The 15,002-nt window shown below is 60.3% G+C and carries 17 protein-coding genes; 5 read left to right on the forward strand and 12 right to left on the reverse strand.

The window, feature by feature from the left end; all coding sequences use genetic code 11:
• Nucleotides 1-70 precede the first annotated feature (70 nt).
• From SBL51_RS16980 to SBL51_RS16995, 4 genes are all read right to left on the reverse strand, one after another.
• Nucleotides 71-937: an SDR family NAD(P)-dependent oxidoreductase gene (locus tag SBL51_RS16980; protein ID WP_317932288.1), complete on the reverse strand. Its 867-nt coding sequence runs from the start codon at nucleotides 935-937 to the stop codon at nucleotides 71-73.
• 81 nt (nucleotides 938-1,018) lie between these two features.
• Complete coding sequence (locus tag SBL51_RS16985; RefSeq protein ID WP_317932289.1) at nucleotides 1,019-1,579, reverse strand: nuclear transport factor 2 family protein; 561 nt, start codon at nucleotides 1,577-1,579, stop codon at nucleotides 1,019-1,021.
• Nucleotides 1,580-1,596: 17 nt separating this feature from the next.
• Complete coding sequence (locus SBL51_RS16990) at nucleotides 1,597-2,772, reverse strand: MaoC family dehydratase N-terminal domain-containing protein (protein WP_317932290.1); 1,176 nt, start codon at nucleotides 2,770-2,772, stop codon at nucleotides 1,597-1,599.
• A 142-nt stretch (nucleotides 2,773-2,914) separates the two neighbouring features.
• Nucleotides 2,915-3,973 carry an AraC family transcriptional regulator gene (locus tag SBL51_RS16995; protein WP_317932291.1) on the reverse strand — a complete coding sequence of 353 codons (1,059 nt, stop codon included), beginning with the start codon at nucleotides 3,971-3,973 and terminating at the stop codon, nucleotides 2,915-2,917.
• Nucleotides 3,974-4,207: 234 nt separating this feature from the next.
• Between SBL51_RS16995 and SBL51_RS17000 the strand changes: the two genes are divergently transcribed.
• Nucleotides 4,208-5,107, forward strand: coding sequence for an SDR family NAD(P)-dependent oxidoreductase (locus SBL51_RS17000; RefSeq protein ID WP_317932292.1), 900 nt, complete (start codon nucleotides 4,208-4,210; stop codon nucleotides 5,105-5,107).
• Between the two features lie 4 nt (nucleotides 5,108-5,111).
• On the opposite strand, the gene SBL51_RS17005 is transcribed toward SBL51_RS17000, so the two are convergent.
• Entirely contained in the window at nucleotides 5,112-5,900 is a 789-nt protein-coding gene (locus tag SBL51_RS17005) for an alpha/beta hydrolase (protein ID WP_317932293.1), read from the reverse strand.
• Nucleotides 5,887-7,197: an MFS transporter gene (locus SBL51_RS17010; protein WP_317932294.1), complete on the reverse strand. Its 1,311-nt coding sequence runs from the start codon at nucleotides 7,195-7,197 to the stop codon at nucleotides 5,887-5,889. The genes SBL51_RS17005 and SBL51_RS17010 overlap by 14 nt, the downstream gene beginning before the upstream one ends.
• 288 nt (nucleotides 7,198-7,485) lie before the next feature.
• Here SBL51_RS17010 and SBL51_RS17015 point away from each other — a divergent pair, with 288 nt between their 5' ends.
• Nucleotides 7,486-7,947 carry a VOC family protein gene (locus tag SBL51_RS17015; RefSeq protein ID WP_317932295.1) on the forward strand — a complete coding sequence of 154 codons (462 nt, stop codon included), beginning with the start codon at nucleotides 7,486-7,488 and terminating at the stop codon, nucleotides 7,945-7,947.
• Nucleotides 7,948-7,957: 10 nt separating this feature from the next.
• Here SBL51_RS17015 and SBL51_RS17020 read toward each other — a convergent pair whose 3' ends face one another.
• From SBL51_RS17020 to SBL51_RS17035, 4 genes are all read right to left on the reverse strand, one after another.
• The gene (locus SBL51_RS17020; protein WP_317932296.1) at nucleotides 7,958-8,392 is read right to left on the reverse strand and encodes a VOC family protein; all 435 of its coding nucleotides are present in this window, start codon (nucleotides 8,390-8,392) and stop codon (nucleotides 7,958-7,960) included.
• Nucleotides 8,393-8,426: 34 nt separating this feature from the next.
• Nucleotides 8,427-9,248: an SDR family oxidoreductase gene (locus tag SBL51_RS17025; protein ID WP_317932297.1), complete on the reverse strand. Its 822-nt coding sequence runs from the start codon at nucleotides 9,246-9,248 to the stop codon at nucleotides 8,427-8,429.
• Between the two features lie 89 nt (nucleotides 9,249-9,337).
• The gene (locus tag SBL51_RS17030; RefSeq protein ID WP_317932298.1) at nucleotides 9,338-10,126 is read right to left on the reverse strand and encodes an SDR family NAD(P)-dependent oxidoreductase; all 789 of its coding nucleotides are present in this window, start codon (nucleotides 10,124-10,126) and stop codon (nucleotides 9,338-9,340) included.
• A 251-nt stretch (nucleotides 10,127-10,377) separates the two neighbouring features.
• Nucleotides 10,378-11,310, reverse strand: a complete 933-nt coding sequence (locus SBL51_RS17035) for an SDR family NAD(P)-dependent oxidoreductase (protein WP_317932299.1) — start codon at nucleotides 11,308-11,310, stop codon at nucleotides 10,378-10,380.
• Between the two features lie 81 nt (nucleotides 11,311-11,391).
• Between SBL51_RS17035 and SBL51_RS17040 the strand changes: the two genes are divergently transcribed.
• Nucleotides 11,392-11,562, forward strand: a complete 171-nt coding sequence (locus SBL51_RS17040; RefSeq protein WP_317932300.1) for a hypothetical protein — start codon at nucleotides 11,392-11,394, stop codon at nucleotides 11,560-11,562.
• On the opposite strand, the gene SBL51_RS17045 is transcribed toward SBL51_RS17040, so the two are convergent.
• Nucleotides 11,559-12,173 carry a cytochrome b/b6 domain-containing protein gene (locus SBL51_RS17045; protein ID WP_317932301.1) on the reverse strand — a complete coding sequence of 205 codons (615 nt, stop codon included), beginning with the start codon at nucleotides 12,171-12,173 and terminating at the stop codon, nucleotides 11,559-11,561. The two genes, SBL51_RS17040 and SBL51_RS17045, sit on opposite strands and share 4 nt — an antisense overlap.
• 179 nt (nucleotides 12,174-12,352) lie before the next feature.
• Between SBL51_RS17045 and SBL51_RS17050 the strand changes: the two genes are divergently transcribed.
• Nucleotides 12,353-12,895 carry a DNA-binding response regulator gene (locus tag SBL51_RS17050; RefSeq protein ID WP_317932302.1) on the forward strand — a complete coding sequence of 181 codons (543 nt, stop codon included), beginning with the start codon at nucleotides 12,353-12,355 and terminating at the stop codon, nucleotides 12,893-12,895.
• Between the two features lie 159 nt (nucleotides 12,896-13,054).
• Entirely contained in the window at nucleotides 13,055-14,197 is a 1,143-nt protein-coding gene (locus SBL51_RS17055; protein WP_317932303.1) for an alpha/beta hydrolase, read from the forward strand.
• Nucleotides 14,198-14,215: 18 nt separating this feature from the next.
• On the opposite strand, the gene SBL51_RS17060 is transcribed toward SBL51_RS17055, so the two are convergent.
• A complete protein-coding gene (locus SBL51_RS17060) occupies nucleotides 14,216-14,950 on the reverse strand; it encodes a hypothetical protein (protein WP_317932304.1) in 735 nt (244 codons plus the stop codon).
• Between the last annotated feature and the right edge of the window lie 52 nt (nucleotides 14,951-15,002).

The following is a 15,002-nucleotide window of genomic DNA, read 5'->3' on the forward strand; positions in this document are numbered from 1 at the left end:
CGAGCCACGCTCGGTGCCCGCCAGCTGGTTATTGTTATCTTAGGTTGCTTTATACCCCGGGCTTGCGCGTTCAGCGGCCGATGGGCTGCCAGATGGGTGCTCCCCGGGTTTCGCGCAGCGACGGAATCTCCCGGCCATCGATATCCTTAATGGCGTACTGCTGGGCCATCTCGGCGGTAATAAAGGTACCGCCGGAGTGGCGCATCAGCTGATCATCGGCGGCCAGGGCGGCGATCACCCGGCCGGGAAACTCCGGCGTGCAACCATCTTTTATCTGCGTGGCGGCACCGCTCTTTAGGCCGGGAATATTGGCCAGATTGCGTTCGGCCCGTTCGGTCATGGTCAGCCCCTGCCAGAGGGAGATGGAGGCGACCTTGTGGGGTTGCAGCTCAATGGCCATATCCCGCGCCATGCGATCCACCGCCGACTTAGCGGTACCAAACACCACGCCGTAGGTGTAGGCAACGCCGGTGTAGCCGGAGATGGCGACAATCAACCCCGATTGCTGCGGCACCATTATCTGGGCGGCGTGCCAGGCGGCGACAAAATTAGAGCGCACGCCGACATCGATCATCTCCCAGTTGCTGAGTGGTTTCTGCCAAAAGCCTTTGGCCTCGGTCAGGTCGTCGGGTAGGGCAAAGGCGTTATTGACCAGTATATCGAGTCGCCCCTGCTCCCGTTTTACCTGCTCAAACAGCTTGGCTACCTGCTCGTCATCGCTGTGGTCGACGGCCACGGCAATACCCTGGCCGCCGCGCTCGGTTACGGCGGCGGCGGTGGCGCCGACCGTGCCGGGCAGTGGCTGGCTGCCCTCAACCAGGGTGCGGCCGGTGACATAGACCGTGGCACCGGCTGCGCCGAGGGCCAGGGCGATGCCCTTGCCAATACCGCGGCTGGCGCCGGTGACTACCACCACCTTGCCTGTTAAATCGCCCATAGGTTCACCTCATTCTCTTTTTTTATTAGCTTGCCTTTTTATTGGCTTGGGGGGTGGTTGGCCGCGGCGGCTGCGACTCTGTTATTGCTCCCTGTCGGGGTGACCTTCAATGAAGAAACTCTCGCTGAAATCATCGAAGGTTTTGCCAATAAACTGGTCACCGCTAAAGGCCATGCCCATCAGCCCCTGGCGCCAGTCCGCCGACTGCCCCCAATCCTGGGACCAGTCGTAGAGCATTGTGCGCTCGATAATACGCCACTCACCGCGTCGTTTTTCCAGGCGGTCGAGATAGCGCCCGCCCAGTACCAGGTCGCGCTCTTCACTACCGGTGTTGACCCGGTGGTAGGCCATAACGTGGGTCTCGGCGGCGGCCTCCTCGTCGGATTCCAGCTGAATCAAGGTCTGCCCGAGGATGTGTTGGGTGAGCACCACCGCGGGCGAGCCGGGTACCACCCACTCCAGGTAGGCGGGCAGGTCACCGGCAAAGATGCCGTAGTCGGTGGTGGCAGAGGGCCAAAAACAGCGCTTGATGCGCTCGTCGCAGCGGCGGTCCTCGCCGCGGGCGAGACGGGCAATGCAGTCGCGGATCTTTTCCCGGTCAAGCAGCGCCTGCAACTCGACGGGAATGGTCGCTGTAGCCATAAAGCATCTCCGAATGTTTATTGTGTTTGAGTGGGCAGTTCGATTTCCGCCTGGGCGGTAGCCGAAGTGACTCCCAATTGATTAGCCATTCTGAAATCAACCTGCACCAGGTGGCGGCCGTCGGCATCGACCAGTTTATCGACCACCGTGGCATCCATCACCGAGATGTCGCCGGTAAAGGAGGGGCCCCGGTAGGCGCAGTTGGAGTGGACCACCGACCCCCACTCCCCGGCCCAACCGGCGAGGTAGTCGAGTATCCAGGCGCCCATCGAGGCGCCGTAGCCGTAGCCGCGCGGCATGCCAATCTGGCGGGCGAAGCGGGGGAAGAGATGGCCGCGCGATGGGCCGATGTAGGCACCGTCGGTCATCTCCGGGTTTTCCAGCTCAAGCACCGGGTCCTGCTCCTTGCCGGCCATATCGCCGGTAAAACCCAGGGCTTCGATATCGAGATCGGTGCGTCGTTTGACGCCACACCAGATGGTGAACAGGTAGGCGCGCCACTCGGTGGTAAAGCTGGCGATACTGTGTGGACCAATGATGCGGGTGGGTAATTTGTCACCCACCTGCACCGACTCCCAGCAGCGCTGGCCGTGGCCGAGCTCGTGCAGCATCTTGATCCATTCAAATTTTTTGGCTTCCAGCTCGCGCAGCTCGTCGTCGCCCCACACCGGGTCATCAGCGTCCCCTGGCGAACCGCCCATCTCCCGGGCCAGGTCGGGCCGATAGCGAATGGCGGTGGAACGCTGGGTGGCAATCAGGTCGCCGTGCTGATTGTAATAGTAGTTATCGCCGCGTTGAAAACAGGTGGGGCCGGCGAATTTGGTCTCTTTCACGGTGTAATCGATGGGTACCCGGTGGTTGTGCAGCCTATCTCCGGGAAATATGCGGGGCCCGTGAAACCACCACTCGTCGCCGCCGAAGATCAGGTGCGAGTGGGGAATAGCGCCGACACAGGAGGGACCGGTGCCGTGGGCATCGTCCATGGCCACGCAAAAGGACTGCGGCGCGACCAGGCCGGCAAAGCGGCTCTCGCTGGCGAAATCGGAGTCATAGTGCAGGCGGTTGGGGTAGTGCATCGCCTGTGCCCAGCGGCGAATATCATTGTGGGCAAAGGGCTCGCGCATACGGGCCGGCTGAATAGGGACGCCGATATGGCGGTCGAGATCGGAGCAGTCCAATACTTTGTCGTTCATGGTTGTTTCCTGAGCGGGCTTCGCGCTTGGCGGGTGTGGCCTGTTGTCGTTTTGTGGGCCGGGAAACAGTCATTGTATTGAGCCGAATTTGTCCCTGGTTAGTCAGTTGGCGCAAAAAGGTGGCACTTGGCGCAGTGCTCGATTAGATGGTGCCCTGGCTCAGGCGGTACTGGTGCGGTGAGAGGCCAGTCCAGCGACGGAAGGCGCGGCCAAAACTGGTGCGCTCGGCGTAGCCCAGAGAGTCGGCAATTTCGGCGATGGAGAGGCTGCTGTGCAGCAGCACATACTTGGCGTGCTCGAGCCGCTGCTGCTCGACGATACCGCTGTAGGTTTTGCCGGCGTTGTGCAGGCGCGCTTGCAGTGTACGCAGTGGCAGGTTGAGGCTGCGGCCGCAGGCTTCAATAGAGAGGTCGCCACCGGCCAACTGCCTGGCAATAAAGTGTTGCACCCGCTCCACCACCGACTGCCGCGGTTCGGCCTTGAGCCGATACATATAGGCGTAGAGCAGCTGAAAGAGAGGTCCGTTGGCGCTGGCCACCGGTGCCGGTAACAACTGGCTGGCAAAGGCGATGGCGGATTTGTGGGCGCCCAGTCGTACCGGGCAGTTCAGGCGCTGCTGCAACTCCTGGTGGGTGGCCGCTGGCAGGCGATCGGGCAGGCAGACATAACTGGGCCGAAAGTCGGTGCCGCCGACCGCTTGCAGTACCCGCAAATTGAGCCAGAGCCCTTGGAAATTGGCCTGGGTGTTGGCTCCCATGGGCGTGCGCTCGGCCCAGCAGAGCTCGGCGATCTCATCACCCTCGACCAGCGTCAGCACGCTTTCGGAGCAGTGCGTGATGGGCAGAAATTCGATCAGGCAGGCAAGGGCATCGCGCAGGGTGGCGGCGGCTCGGCAGAGGCTGAGTACCGAGCCATACACCTCAGGTTGCTGATGCTCGGCCAGGTGTAAGCCAAACAGTGGGTCGGCCAGGCTTTCGGCGCAATCTTCAAACAGGCTGGTCAGCACCCGGCAATCGATAAAGTGGTCGCTATCGTTGAGGATGCGCTGTTCCAGGTTGTGCCGGGCCAGAATCTCCCGGTAGTCGCCACCCAGGCGGGTGATCAGTTGCGGCAGCTGCTCAAGATTGGCGGCGCGTACCTGGCAGGGTTCCGGTAGCAGGTGCAGGGGGCGGGGCAAACTGAAAAAGGGCTCACTGGGCATGGCGGTTTTACTCGCTTGCTGTCAGACCAACCGGTCTGCAATGGTTATTATTTGCGCGTGGCTAATAGTGCCGAGTAAAGCACGGCCCGGGTAGCTAGACAAGGCGGCTGGTCGGGGCGGGTGACCCGATTTCGATAGCGATAGATCAGTTTGCCGGGCACCTGACGGGGGCGGCTGCTTATAATGCTGCCAACCAACCGCAGAACTATAAAAACCGGCAGAGGTGCAGTAACCATGACCAATTCACGTCCCCATCCTTCCGAACCCCTCACGGCGGTCGTCACTGGCGCCAGCTCCGGTATCGGTAAAGAGACCGCCAAAGCCCTGGCCGGGCTGGGCTATCGGGTATTCGCCCTAGGGCGGGACCCGGAGCGGCTGGCTCAGGCCGGGCGGGAGATAACCGCCGCTGCCGCCAAACCGGAGGCGGTCAGCCTGCTGCGCGGTGACTTTGCGCTGCTGGCCGACAGTGCCCGGCTGGCCGTGGAGATTCTCGCGCAGACCGACCGCATTGATGTGCTGGTCAATAATGCGGGCGGGGTTAACGACTCTCTGCAGATGACCGCCGAGGGCTTCGAGCAGACCTTTACCAGCAACTACCTAAGCCCGTTTCTGTTTACCCAGTTGCTGCTGCCGGCGCTCGCCGCCAGTGCAGCCGAACGCGGCGAGGCGCGGGTGCTGGCCACCTCTTCCATCGGCCACCACAGCTGCCCGGGTATCGACTTTGACGACCTGCAGCGGCTGCAGAATTTCACCACCGGAGGCGCCTACACCAGTGCCAAACTGGGCAATATTCTGTTCACCCGGGAGTTGGCCAAACGCTACGGCGGCCAGGGCATCACCGCCCACGCCATGGAGCCCGGCGTGGTGCTGGAGAGCAACTTCGTCAGCCACGCCGACGCAACCATGCAGGCCTACATGGGCACCCTCACCGAGCAGGCGGTGACTTCAGCAGAGGCAGCCAAAACCCTGGTGTGGCTGGCCAGTCACGCGGATCTGGATCACGCCAACGGCGGCTATTTCTATCAACTGGCGCCGGCGGCGATGAGCGAGGCTGCCCGCGACGACGCCATGGCCGAACGGCTCTGGGCGGAGAGTATGGCGTTGGTGGCGGCCTACCTGAAAACTGGCGATTAAGGCATCACGCCGGCAGCCAGCGCAGTACTTCGGCCAGGGTGTGCGGGCGGGTGAGCATCGCCTGGTGGCCGGCATCGATACTCACCCGATGGTCGGCGTTAAAGCGCTCGGCAAAGATAGCCTGCCAGTGCAGCGGCAGGCTCCTGTCCTGCAGGCAGAACAGAAACGTGGCCGGCACCTGGGTGTGCGGGCGGTAGTCCCAGCTGCTAAAGCGGTAGCTCTGGGCCGGCCAGTTGTCGGCGCCCAGCTGTGCCAGAAAGTGCTCGGCCTGCCCGGCCGCCATATCCCCACAAAACATCGCCCGGTAGCGCTGCTCAAGTGTTGAGCTCTGCGGGCTGAGTGGCCAACCCACCTCGTGCTCCTGCTCGCCATGGCGGCCACTGCCCAACATGGCCAGTACTGTTTGCCCGGGCAGGGGAATGGAGCAGCTGAGGTAAACCAAGCGTTGAAACAGCTGCGGGCGCGCCGCGACCATCAGTGACATCACCTGGCCGGCCTGGGAGTGGCCAACCAGCGTCACCTGGTCAATGCCGGCCGCGGTAATATCGGCAATCAGCTCCTCGGCGATAGCCGGCAGGGTCAGGTTGTCGGTGGTGCGGCCGCGTTTTACACCACAACCGGGGACATCCAACGCCAGCAGCAGGCCGAGTTCGGCGCCGGCCTGCTGCCGTAGCTCCGCCAGCGTATCGCGCCACACCCAACTGCCCTGGCCACCGCCGTGAATAAAGGCGTAGTGGCGTGGGCTGGGGAAGTGAGTCTGGTCAGCGGCGTCGGTGGGCCTAGGTGCTGGCATCGCGCTTGGCCAGGTCCTGTTGCAGATTGCCCGCCGCCAGGTAGAAAAAGAGTGCGGCCAGGGCCAGTGGCACAATCGACACCAGGAAGGCGTAGCGGATGGCCAGGTCGCCATAGCTGGGGGTGAGCAGATCGCTGATCCAACCCACCGCCGAGGGGCCGATACCCATGCCGACGATGTTGTAGGTAAGGGTGAAGAGCGCCGCCGCCACGGCGCGCATATGGGGCTTGGCCAGGTTCTGCACGGTGGCCAGGGCGGCCCCCATCCACCAGCCGCCCAGTACCAGCCCGACAGCTCCGCTGGCAATCACCAGGCGGTAGTTATCGAGCATGATAAAACCGAGGTTAAAGGGCACGCATAAGAGGCCGCCCACCGCCGGCAGCCACATGTAGTAACGCACATCCCGCTGGCCCAGCTTGTCGCTCACCACAGCGCCAATCAGCACGCTGAACATGGCAAACAGGTGGATAAGCCCCAGGGCACCACCGGCCTGTTCGGCGGTGACGCCGTGCACCCGGCGCAGAAAGGTGACATCCCACATATTGACGCCAAACTGGGCAAACATGGTGAGGCTGGCGGCAATAATCAGAAAGCGAAACGAGGGCAGTTTCAGCAGGTAGCGGCACACCGCCAGGAAGGAGGCCTCATTGGCGGCAACCTGGGTTTTAACGGTATCGGTGGCGCCGCGCTGCGGCTCGCGCACGGTGAGGAAGATCACCAGCACAAACAGCACACCGGGCAGACCCAGGGCGATAAATGCTGTGCGCCAGCCGTAGTGGGTGGCCACATAACCGCCCACCATCAAGCCCAAAATAGCCCCCAGTGAGCCCCCCAATCCGTAGATGGAGAGCGCCGTGGCCCGCCGTTTTTGCGGAAAGTAGTCGGCCACCAGGGAGTGGGCCGGCGGCCCGCCACCGGCTTCACCCACGGCCACGCCGACGCGTAACAGCAGCAGGTGCATAAAGCTTTGGGCGTAGCCGGAGAGGGTGGTCATCAGGCTCCAGACCAACAGCCCCAGGCCGATGATATTGCGCCGGCAGCCAACATCCGCCCAGCGGGCGACGGGTACCCCGGCCAGCAGGTAGAAGGCGGCAAAGGCGAAACCGGTGAGCAGCCCCAGTTGAGTATCGGAGACGGAAAACTCCTTCTGGATATCGGGCAGAATGGTGGAGATGAGCTTGCGGTCCATCACGTTAAAGATGTTGATGGTGAACAGGATGGCGAGCACATACACCGAGTAGAGACGGCGGCTAGCGGTGATCTGTACAGCCGCCTCAGGGTGGAGGGAGTGATTCATAAATTATTATTGGTTATTGGTTATTGGTTATTGGGCTTAGAGACAGTCCGGGTTAGGACGCCAGTCACTGATGTTTTGGCAAGGACGCAGAGTACCGCCTGTTCGTCTTGCACGCCAGCCTTGTTGTGCCGGCAGCTGTAGACGTTGGCTGCTGGTGGAGTAGGTCGATAAACATGGCTTATTTCCGACACGGATATAAGTTCGTAATAGCGGACAGTATAAATAGACTAGAGTGACTAACCACAGGCTTCATGCGCCGCTTATAAGTTCGAATAAACGAGGTCATTTATGTTGGAAGGTCACCATTTTCAAAACGCCTACATCACCCGCGATATTGGCAAGGCTCTGCAACAGTTTCGCGACCGCTGTGGCCGGGAGAATGTCGCCAGCTTCGAAGTGGAGGTGGATGTCAAAACCCCCGGCGGTGAAGGCAAAGCAAAAAACAAACTCGCCTTTATTTGGGTGAACAATCTGCAGTACGAATTGATCGAACCGGTCTCTGGTTTGGTCGATGTTTACGGCGATGAACTGCCCGCGGATGACCAGTTGAAATTTCACCACGTCTGCATGCGCGTCGACGATTGGGAGGAGTTTAGAAGCCGTGTTGATGAGCTGGGCTACCCGGTGGTGTTGGAAGGTGGCAGCCCGGAATTAAAATATGTCTATCTCGATGCCCGGGATTTTTTAGGTCACTATTTAGAATACGTTTGGATGACCCCGCAGCGCTGGCAACAGATTGGTGGCCAGTAAATCGTTAGTTTTACTCCTCGGCGGGAAAATTCAATTCCAATAAAATTCCATGGGGATCGCGCGTAAAAAACTGCGTCATTTTTAACGCCTGAAGCTCGTTTGTGGCGAAGTCGGCGCCCATCGTTTTTAGTCTTTCCAACATCTCCTTTTTACCGGTGCAGCATAAGGCTACGTGGTGAATGGGTAGGGTTTGACTGCTGGGTGATCTGCTGTCGCCGGCAGCTAACAGGGGAATGGGCCACTGCCGGATCATGCTCGCGTTACTGTCGGTCGACAGGTGAATAATCGGCTGCTCGTTATGATCGTAGAGCCACTGCGACTGGCTGCTGCTGAACATCGATAGGGTATTGCGCGCACGCAGGCCGAGCAGCTCACTGTAAAACTGAATAGTGGCGTCGATATCCGGCGTGCGAATATTGATGTGGTCCAGGCGCTGTACTTTCATTGATTATTTTCCTGTGGCCCATAGGGTAAAAAAATTAACTGGGGCGGGCCTTGCCCATGCTGCCAATCATGCCGCCATCCACCAGCAGGTCGCAACCGCTGATAAAACTAGCCTGGTCGGAAATTAAAAACAGGGCCACCTTGGCGATCTCATCCGGTTCTCCCAAACGCCCCAGGGCAATGGCCTGCTTCATCATGGCAAAGCTCTGGCTTACGACATTCTCTTTATTGCCCGCCTCGGTGGCAATTAAACCCGGTGAAATGGAGACCAGCCGTTTCCCTTCCCGGCCCCAGGCCATGGCGAAGTCGGCCACATAGTAGCGCAGTGCTTTTTTGGCGTAGGCGTAGGCGAGCCCGGTATTGGTTAGTGGGTTTTCGGCCAGGGCGTCGAGTTTGGCAAACAGATCGGTGGCCAGGGGTTCAGCCAGAATCGCTTCCACTTCGCTATGGGTGGGCACCATATAACCGCTCGACGACGAGATACAGACCGCAGCGCCGCCACTGTTTATAACCGGGCGCAGGGCCTCCAGAAATTTCACGCTGGCGATCAGGTCGATATCGACAATGCGTTGCCAACTGGTCATGGTGGGGGTGACTCCTACCGTGTGAATAACGGCATCGATACCACCACCACTGGCCATGGCCTTAACCAGGGTGTCCACGCCACTGTTGTCAGTGACATCCAACTGGAAGGCCTCCACCAGGGTTTCGGTTGGTAGCCGGCCTTGCAGTTCGGCGAGCCCGGCGATGGTCAGGTCGGCCAGAATCAGATCGTAACCCGCTTTCGCTCCCAGTTCGGCGCAAACCTGCCCCATGCCACCAAAAGCACCAGTAATTAACAGACGTTTACTATTCATGGTGTCGCGACTCCTTACAGCTTTTTTTATTTTTTGATAATTGATTAACACACTGCGGATGGCAGCTGTGCTCGAAGACAAAACTCGAATTACGGCCGCATGTTTTTCGCCATGGCCAACAGCGCCTGCTCGCGGGGCAGGGCGGTGAGTTGCTCAAACAGTTGCTGGTAGTGGGGGCTGCTGATAAACACCGGGCCATTTTTAATATTGGCCAGGGTGCGCTTGGCCACCTCATCGGCGCTCATGACATTGGTCATTTTACTGGCGTCCAGGCCGCTGTTGCTGAGTGCCTCGGTATCGGTGGCGCCGGGGCAGAGGGTGAGTACGTCGATATTGTGCTCTTTCAGCTCCGCCCACAAACCTTCGCCCAGATTTTTAACCAGGGCCTTAGTGGCCGAATAGGCGGTGGAGTAGGGGCACCCCAGCAGCGCTTCCACCGAACTGGTAAAGATAATACCGGCGGATTGACGTTGTTGCAGCCGGGGAATAAAACCGTGCGCCAGCACCAGCGGCGCCTGACAATTGACCTGCAGCATGGCCAGCATCTGCGCTCGGTCCACTGCACTGAATTCACCCTTGGTGCTGAAGCCGGCATTGCTGATCACCAGGCCGATATCCAGGTTGCGGGTGGCGCTGAGCAGTTCATCCAGTTGGGCGAGCTCGGCGAGATCGGTGGGCAATACCACCACGTCAACGGCGTGCTGTTGGGTTAGGTGCGTGGCGAGGCTCTGCAAACGCTCCGTGCGCCGGGCGGCGAGCACCAGATTAAAACCGGCGCTGGCGAGATTAGTTGCCAGTGCCAGGCCAATACCGGAGGAGGCACCGGTGATTAATGCACAGGGGCCGTAATCGTTGAGTAGTGCCTTAGCGTCGAACATCAAAATTCACTCGGTTTTTATAGTTTTGCCGCAACCGCGGATTGGTAAATTTATTTAATAACATGGGGAGATTCCAGGCTAATAAAAACAGTGGTGACAATGGGAAGTTGTGCCGCGATTAGGCCACTGTGTTGCCGCCGGTTGTTCCTGATCGTGCCCAATTATTACGTTTCTTTCTTATACGTGGGCTCACCTGGGCCAGGGCTCGCACTGGCTCCCTGGCCGGATCATCCTCAAGGTCTGTGGTTGTTTCAGGACTCTTTCGGCTCTGCGCCACGCTTGGCCATGGCAAAGCTGCGGCCAAGGTGATCCCTATAGCCATTCGGCACCGGTGGGAGGTGCCAGAGTTTGCCCTCGTCGCGAATGGCGTCCAGCTGTTCGGCGATGCTGTCTATGGTCCAGTGGGGGCGATAGACTCCCGCCGTCTCGGCGATAAACGCGCGCGCCACCCGTCCGGCCATGGCGATATAGAGTTCGCCGGTGACGGCGCAGGATTCGTGGGCGAGATAGCCCACTACCGGTGCCACCAACTCCGGCCCCATGGGTGGGTATTGGGAGATATCCAGCCCCTCGGCCATGCGGGTAACCGCGCCGGGCAGGATGATATTGCTTTTGATGCCCTTATCCGCCCCCTCCAGGGCGATAACATTGTTGAGTCCGATGGTGCCGGCTTTGGCAGTGCCGTAGTTGGCCACCTGCTGCGTGCCGTAGAGGCCGCCGATGGATGAGGTGAGCACAATGCGACCATAGTTGGCCGCCGCCATGCGTGGAAACGCGGGGCGCACCACATTGAAGGCACCGAGTAGGTGCACATTCAATACCGCCATAAAGTCTTGGTGGGAGATCTCCTCCAGGGAGCCGTAGCGCACATTGCCGGCGTTGTGGATCAGCACGTCAAAGGCGCCGTAGTGGTCCATAGCCGCTTCGATGATCGCCTGGCCACCGGCTTCGGTGGCGACCGTGTCGGTGTTGGCAATGGCTGTTCCGCCGGCGGCACTAATCTCGTTCACCAGCTGCTGGGCGGGGCCGGCGTCCACCGGTGAATCGCCGTGCACGCTTACACCCGGATCGTTGACCACCACGCGGGCACCGAGGCTGGCCAGTAGCAGGGCATAGGCTCGTCCCAAACCGCGGCCGGCACCGGTAATCACCGCCACCCGGTCATCAAATCGTCGTTCGCTCACAATTGCCGTCCACTGTTCTTATTTAGGCTGCACGCAAACCCTCGCCATGAGTTCGGCTTGCGTAGATGCGCAGACATTTTAGTGAGCGAAAAATCCTCTTGGTTAGCCATTACCCGCAAGGATGTGGCTTTTGGTGCAGAAGTGAGCAGCCGATGGCAGGGCATGGCTAAAAAGGGCGTCGGTGTGGCTGTCGGCCAAATAGACTCACGGGGAGAGGTTGGCGGGCACTGCCATGCCCGCCCGGCGTTTTAATCGCGGCGTTTGTAGCCGGTGAGCATCGCTTTGGGCAGGGACTCCCCGTGCAGGCGGCTGGAGATAATCACACCGCCCACATGCAGGATGATCATCAGAATCAGGAAGTTAACGCCGGCCTCGTGGACCTCTTCCCAAAACTCCTCGCCGGCGCTCTCGGCGCGTTGGTCGTCATCGTGGTCGTCGTCGGCCACGGCCTGGGGCAGGGCGCTCATCTGCCAACTGGCGGCCAGGGGGCCGCGGCCTTCGCTAACGGCATAGAGCTTGAGACCACTGACAGTGGTCAGCAGCAGGCCGGCCAGCAACAGCAGGATCATCACCCCGCCCAACGGGTTATGGCCAAGGAAGCGTTTGGGGTGGCCGCCCACCATACTTTTGGCGTATTCAATTACGGCGGCCGGGCGTTTTACAAAATCGCTGAAGCGGGCGTGTTTAGAGCCGATAAATCCCCACACAATGCGTGCCAGCAGCAGGCAGACGATGGCGTAGCCGGAGTAGATGTGAATAGGGCTCTCGCTCTCGCCGGTGAAGTAGCTGAGGGCAAACAGCGCCACCAGTGACCAGTGAAAAATTCGTACAAACTTATCCCAGACATAAACCTGATCGCTCATAAAAGACTCCCGTGGGCGGAAAATTAACGACCCCGGAATGATGAGATCAAGGCGGGGGCTGTATTGGCTGCTACTATGCTGGCGCGGTGGTCAGCGTACCATCGGACAAATGTCCCAAAGCCACATCAATCAAGGGCTTGGGACTAAAGTCGGATCAGACAGCGGGTGGCTAAAAGTCGGTGAACAGATACCTGAACTACGAAACTTTACTGGTTGGATTTTTACTGCTGGTGGCGCTTGCCAGTGCCGGTGACCTGGTTACCGACCTCGCCAATGGCGCCGCGGCCGGGCACCTGCTGCAAGAGCTGATTCTGCTGTTGTTGGCGCTGGCAATTTTGGCGTGGCTGATACGCCAACTGCTGCGTGGGCGGCAACAGCTGACGCGGTTGCAGACTGAGCTGGCCGAGGCGCGCAGCCACGCGGCTGCCAGCTCGGCGCGGCTAAGCCAGGCCCGGCAGGCCTTTAGCCAGGCGATTGCCGATCAATTCGAGCAGTGGCAGTTGAGCCCGAGTGAGTCTGAAATCGGCCTGATGCTGCTGAAGGGCTTGAGTTTGAAAGAGATCGCGCTATTGCGTGGCACCATGGAGAAGACCATTCGCCAGCAGGCCAGCGGCCTCTATCAAAAGGCGGGGGTTAATGGCCGGCACGGTTTTTCGGCCTGGTTTATGGAAGATCTGCTCAGTCCCCCGCAGCCTGCCGACGAGTCAAATCAGGGGCGATAAGCGGGCGGCCACTGGCGCCAAGGCGGGCTTCCGGTCGCTGCAGGTGTCCTGATCGCGATACTCCCCGGCGTTTTAACGCCCAACCGGCTTGAGTAGACTCGATCAGGCGCACTGCCAGTGCCTGTTAACCAACAAAAATAACAATAAAGCGAGTTGGCCATGAATCGAACCCTTCTTCCTGCCGCACTCATCAATCTGCTGGCTGCTCTTATCGTTTCCGCGCAGGCGAGTGCGTTAACTACCAACGAGCAGCGTTTGCAACCCCAGTGGCAGCAACTGGACGGCAATGGTGATGGCCACGTCAGTCTGACTGAATTACACCCACTGCAGGCGCGGGCCATGCAGCTTAGTGATAACAACCATGATGGAGAGATCAGCTTGAGCGAGTATGTTGAGTACAACGATGATCCGGGCGGTGCCGCCAACATTCCCCTGCCCGAGAATGTGACTGTGCAGCTCGACCTTCCCTACGCCGGCAGTGACGACCCACGCCAGCGGGTCGATCTTTACCTGCCGAAAAAGCCCGCAGTCGATGGGCCACTGCCGGTGGTCTTTTACCTGCACGGTGGCGGTTGGTTAATGGGCAGCAAGATCATGGCGCGCTCGCAGGTGTTGAACCTGGTCCACAGCGGCCGTTTTGCGGCGGTCTCGGCCGGTTACCGGCTCTCCTGGGCGGCCAGCTGGCCGGCGCAAATCCACGACGTGAAAGCCGCTGTCCGCTGGTTGCGCGGCAATGCCGGCCACTATGGCCTGGATGGCAACCGCATCTGCGCCATGGGCGCCTCGGCCGGTGGCCATCTGGCGGCACTGCTGGGGACCACCGCCGGCGATGCGGCGCTGGAGGGCGACTTGGGCGACTACCCCAAGGAGTCGTCGGCGGTGCAGTGCGTTATCGACTTCTTCGGCCCCGCCGATCTGGCGGCGGTGGTCAGCCAGGGGCAAGTGAGCCTAAGCAAGCCGGTGTTTGATCTGCTGGGTGAAAGCGATCCAGAGCAGCGCCTGGCCAAAGCCCGGCAGGCATCGCCGTTGTTCTATGTCAGCCGCCAATCAGCGCCGTTTATGATTTTACACGGCACCCGCGACCCGCTGGTGGCCTACTCCGACTCCGTTGCTCTGCGGGAAGCACTGCAGGTGGCTGAGGTGCCGGTGATCTTCCAGTCCATCGAAAACGGCGGCCACGGCGATTTTGCCAGTGTGGTCGATGAGGTGAACCGGCGGGTGGCGGCGTTTCTTGAGCAGCAGTTCTACGACCCGGCAACCCTGGTGGCGGCCCAGGTGATGGTCCACCAGCTGCAGCCTTAAGGCTTCATACCTGGGGGTTCACTCCGCGCGGTTCATGGCCTCCAGCGAGCGGCGCATGCAGTGGGGGTCGAGCAACTCCCGGTGCAGCTCGTAGGTGATGGTGGCGGCGATCACGACATTGGCCTGGGTCTGAAAGTCGGTGATGGTGTCGAGTGCCTGGCTGAACTGCCACAACTCCCGTTTGCGGCCGTGGAAGGCGGTGAGGTAGTTGAGGGCGCTGTCGGGCAGGCCGTGATTCTGGCGCAGGTTGGCAGCAATCACTTCGCCGGCGCTGGCCAGATTCTGCTCCAGCATATAAACAACCCCCAGCAGGGCCACGGAGTAGACCTGGGCGGTGCGTTTGATGTAGGTGATCAGCTCGCTCAATTTGACGTTTGTGGGCCCGGTGAGGGTGGTGGGCAAACCCAGTGCAGCCAGGTCCCGGCGAATCAGGTTGGCCTTGTGGTTGGCGGGCGAGAGGTAGTCGGCCAGGGCAAACTTTTTGTGCTCATCGAGCAGCAGGTTGACCACATCAAAGCGGCCACCCAGAGCCTGGAAGTGGCTCTCCAGCGTTTCGCGCAGGGTGAGGTGCAGGCGCAGGAAATGGCCGTATTCAGCTGGGCTTAAGGTCATCAACCAGAAGCGCATATAGGGGAAGGAGCGCGACAGCTCGCGTCGGTTTTCCCGGGCCAGCCGTTTCAGGCTGACCGATATTCTGGCCGGTTTGCCATACAGCGCTTCCCGGGCCTGTACTAAATCAATGACCTGTCCCACCGCAAAATCCCTCCTAGATCAGCCGCATTCCCTGCGCTCTGTTGGCGCGAAA

This window comes from Halioxenophilus sp. WMMB6 (genome assembly GCF_033283405.1).
In the GTDB taxonomy this organism is placed as follows: Bacteria; Pseudomonadota; Gammaproteobacteria; order Pseudomonadales; family Cellvibrionaceae; genus Halioxenophilus.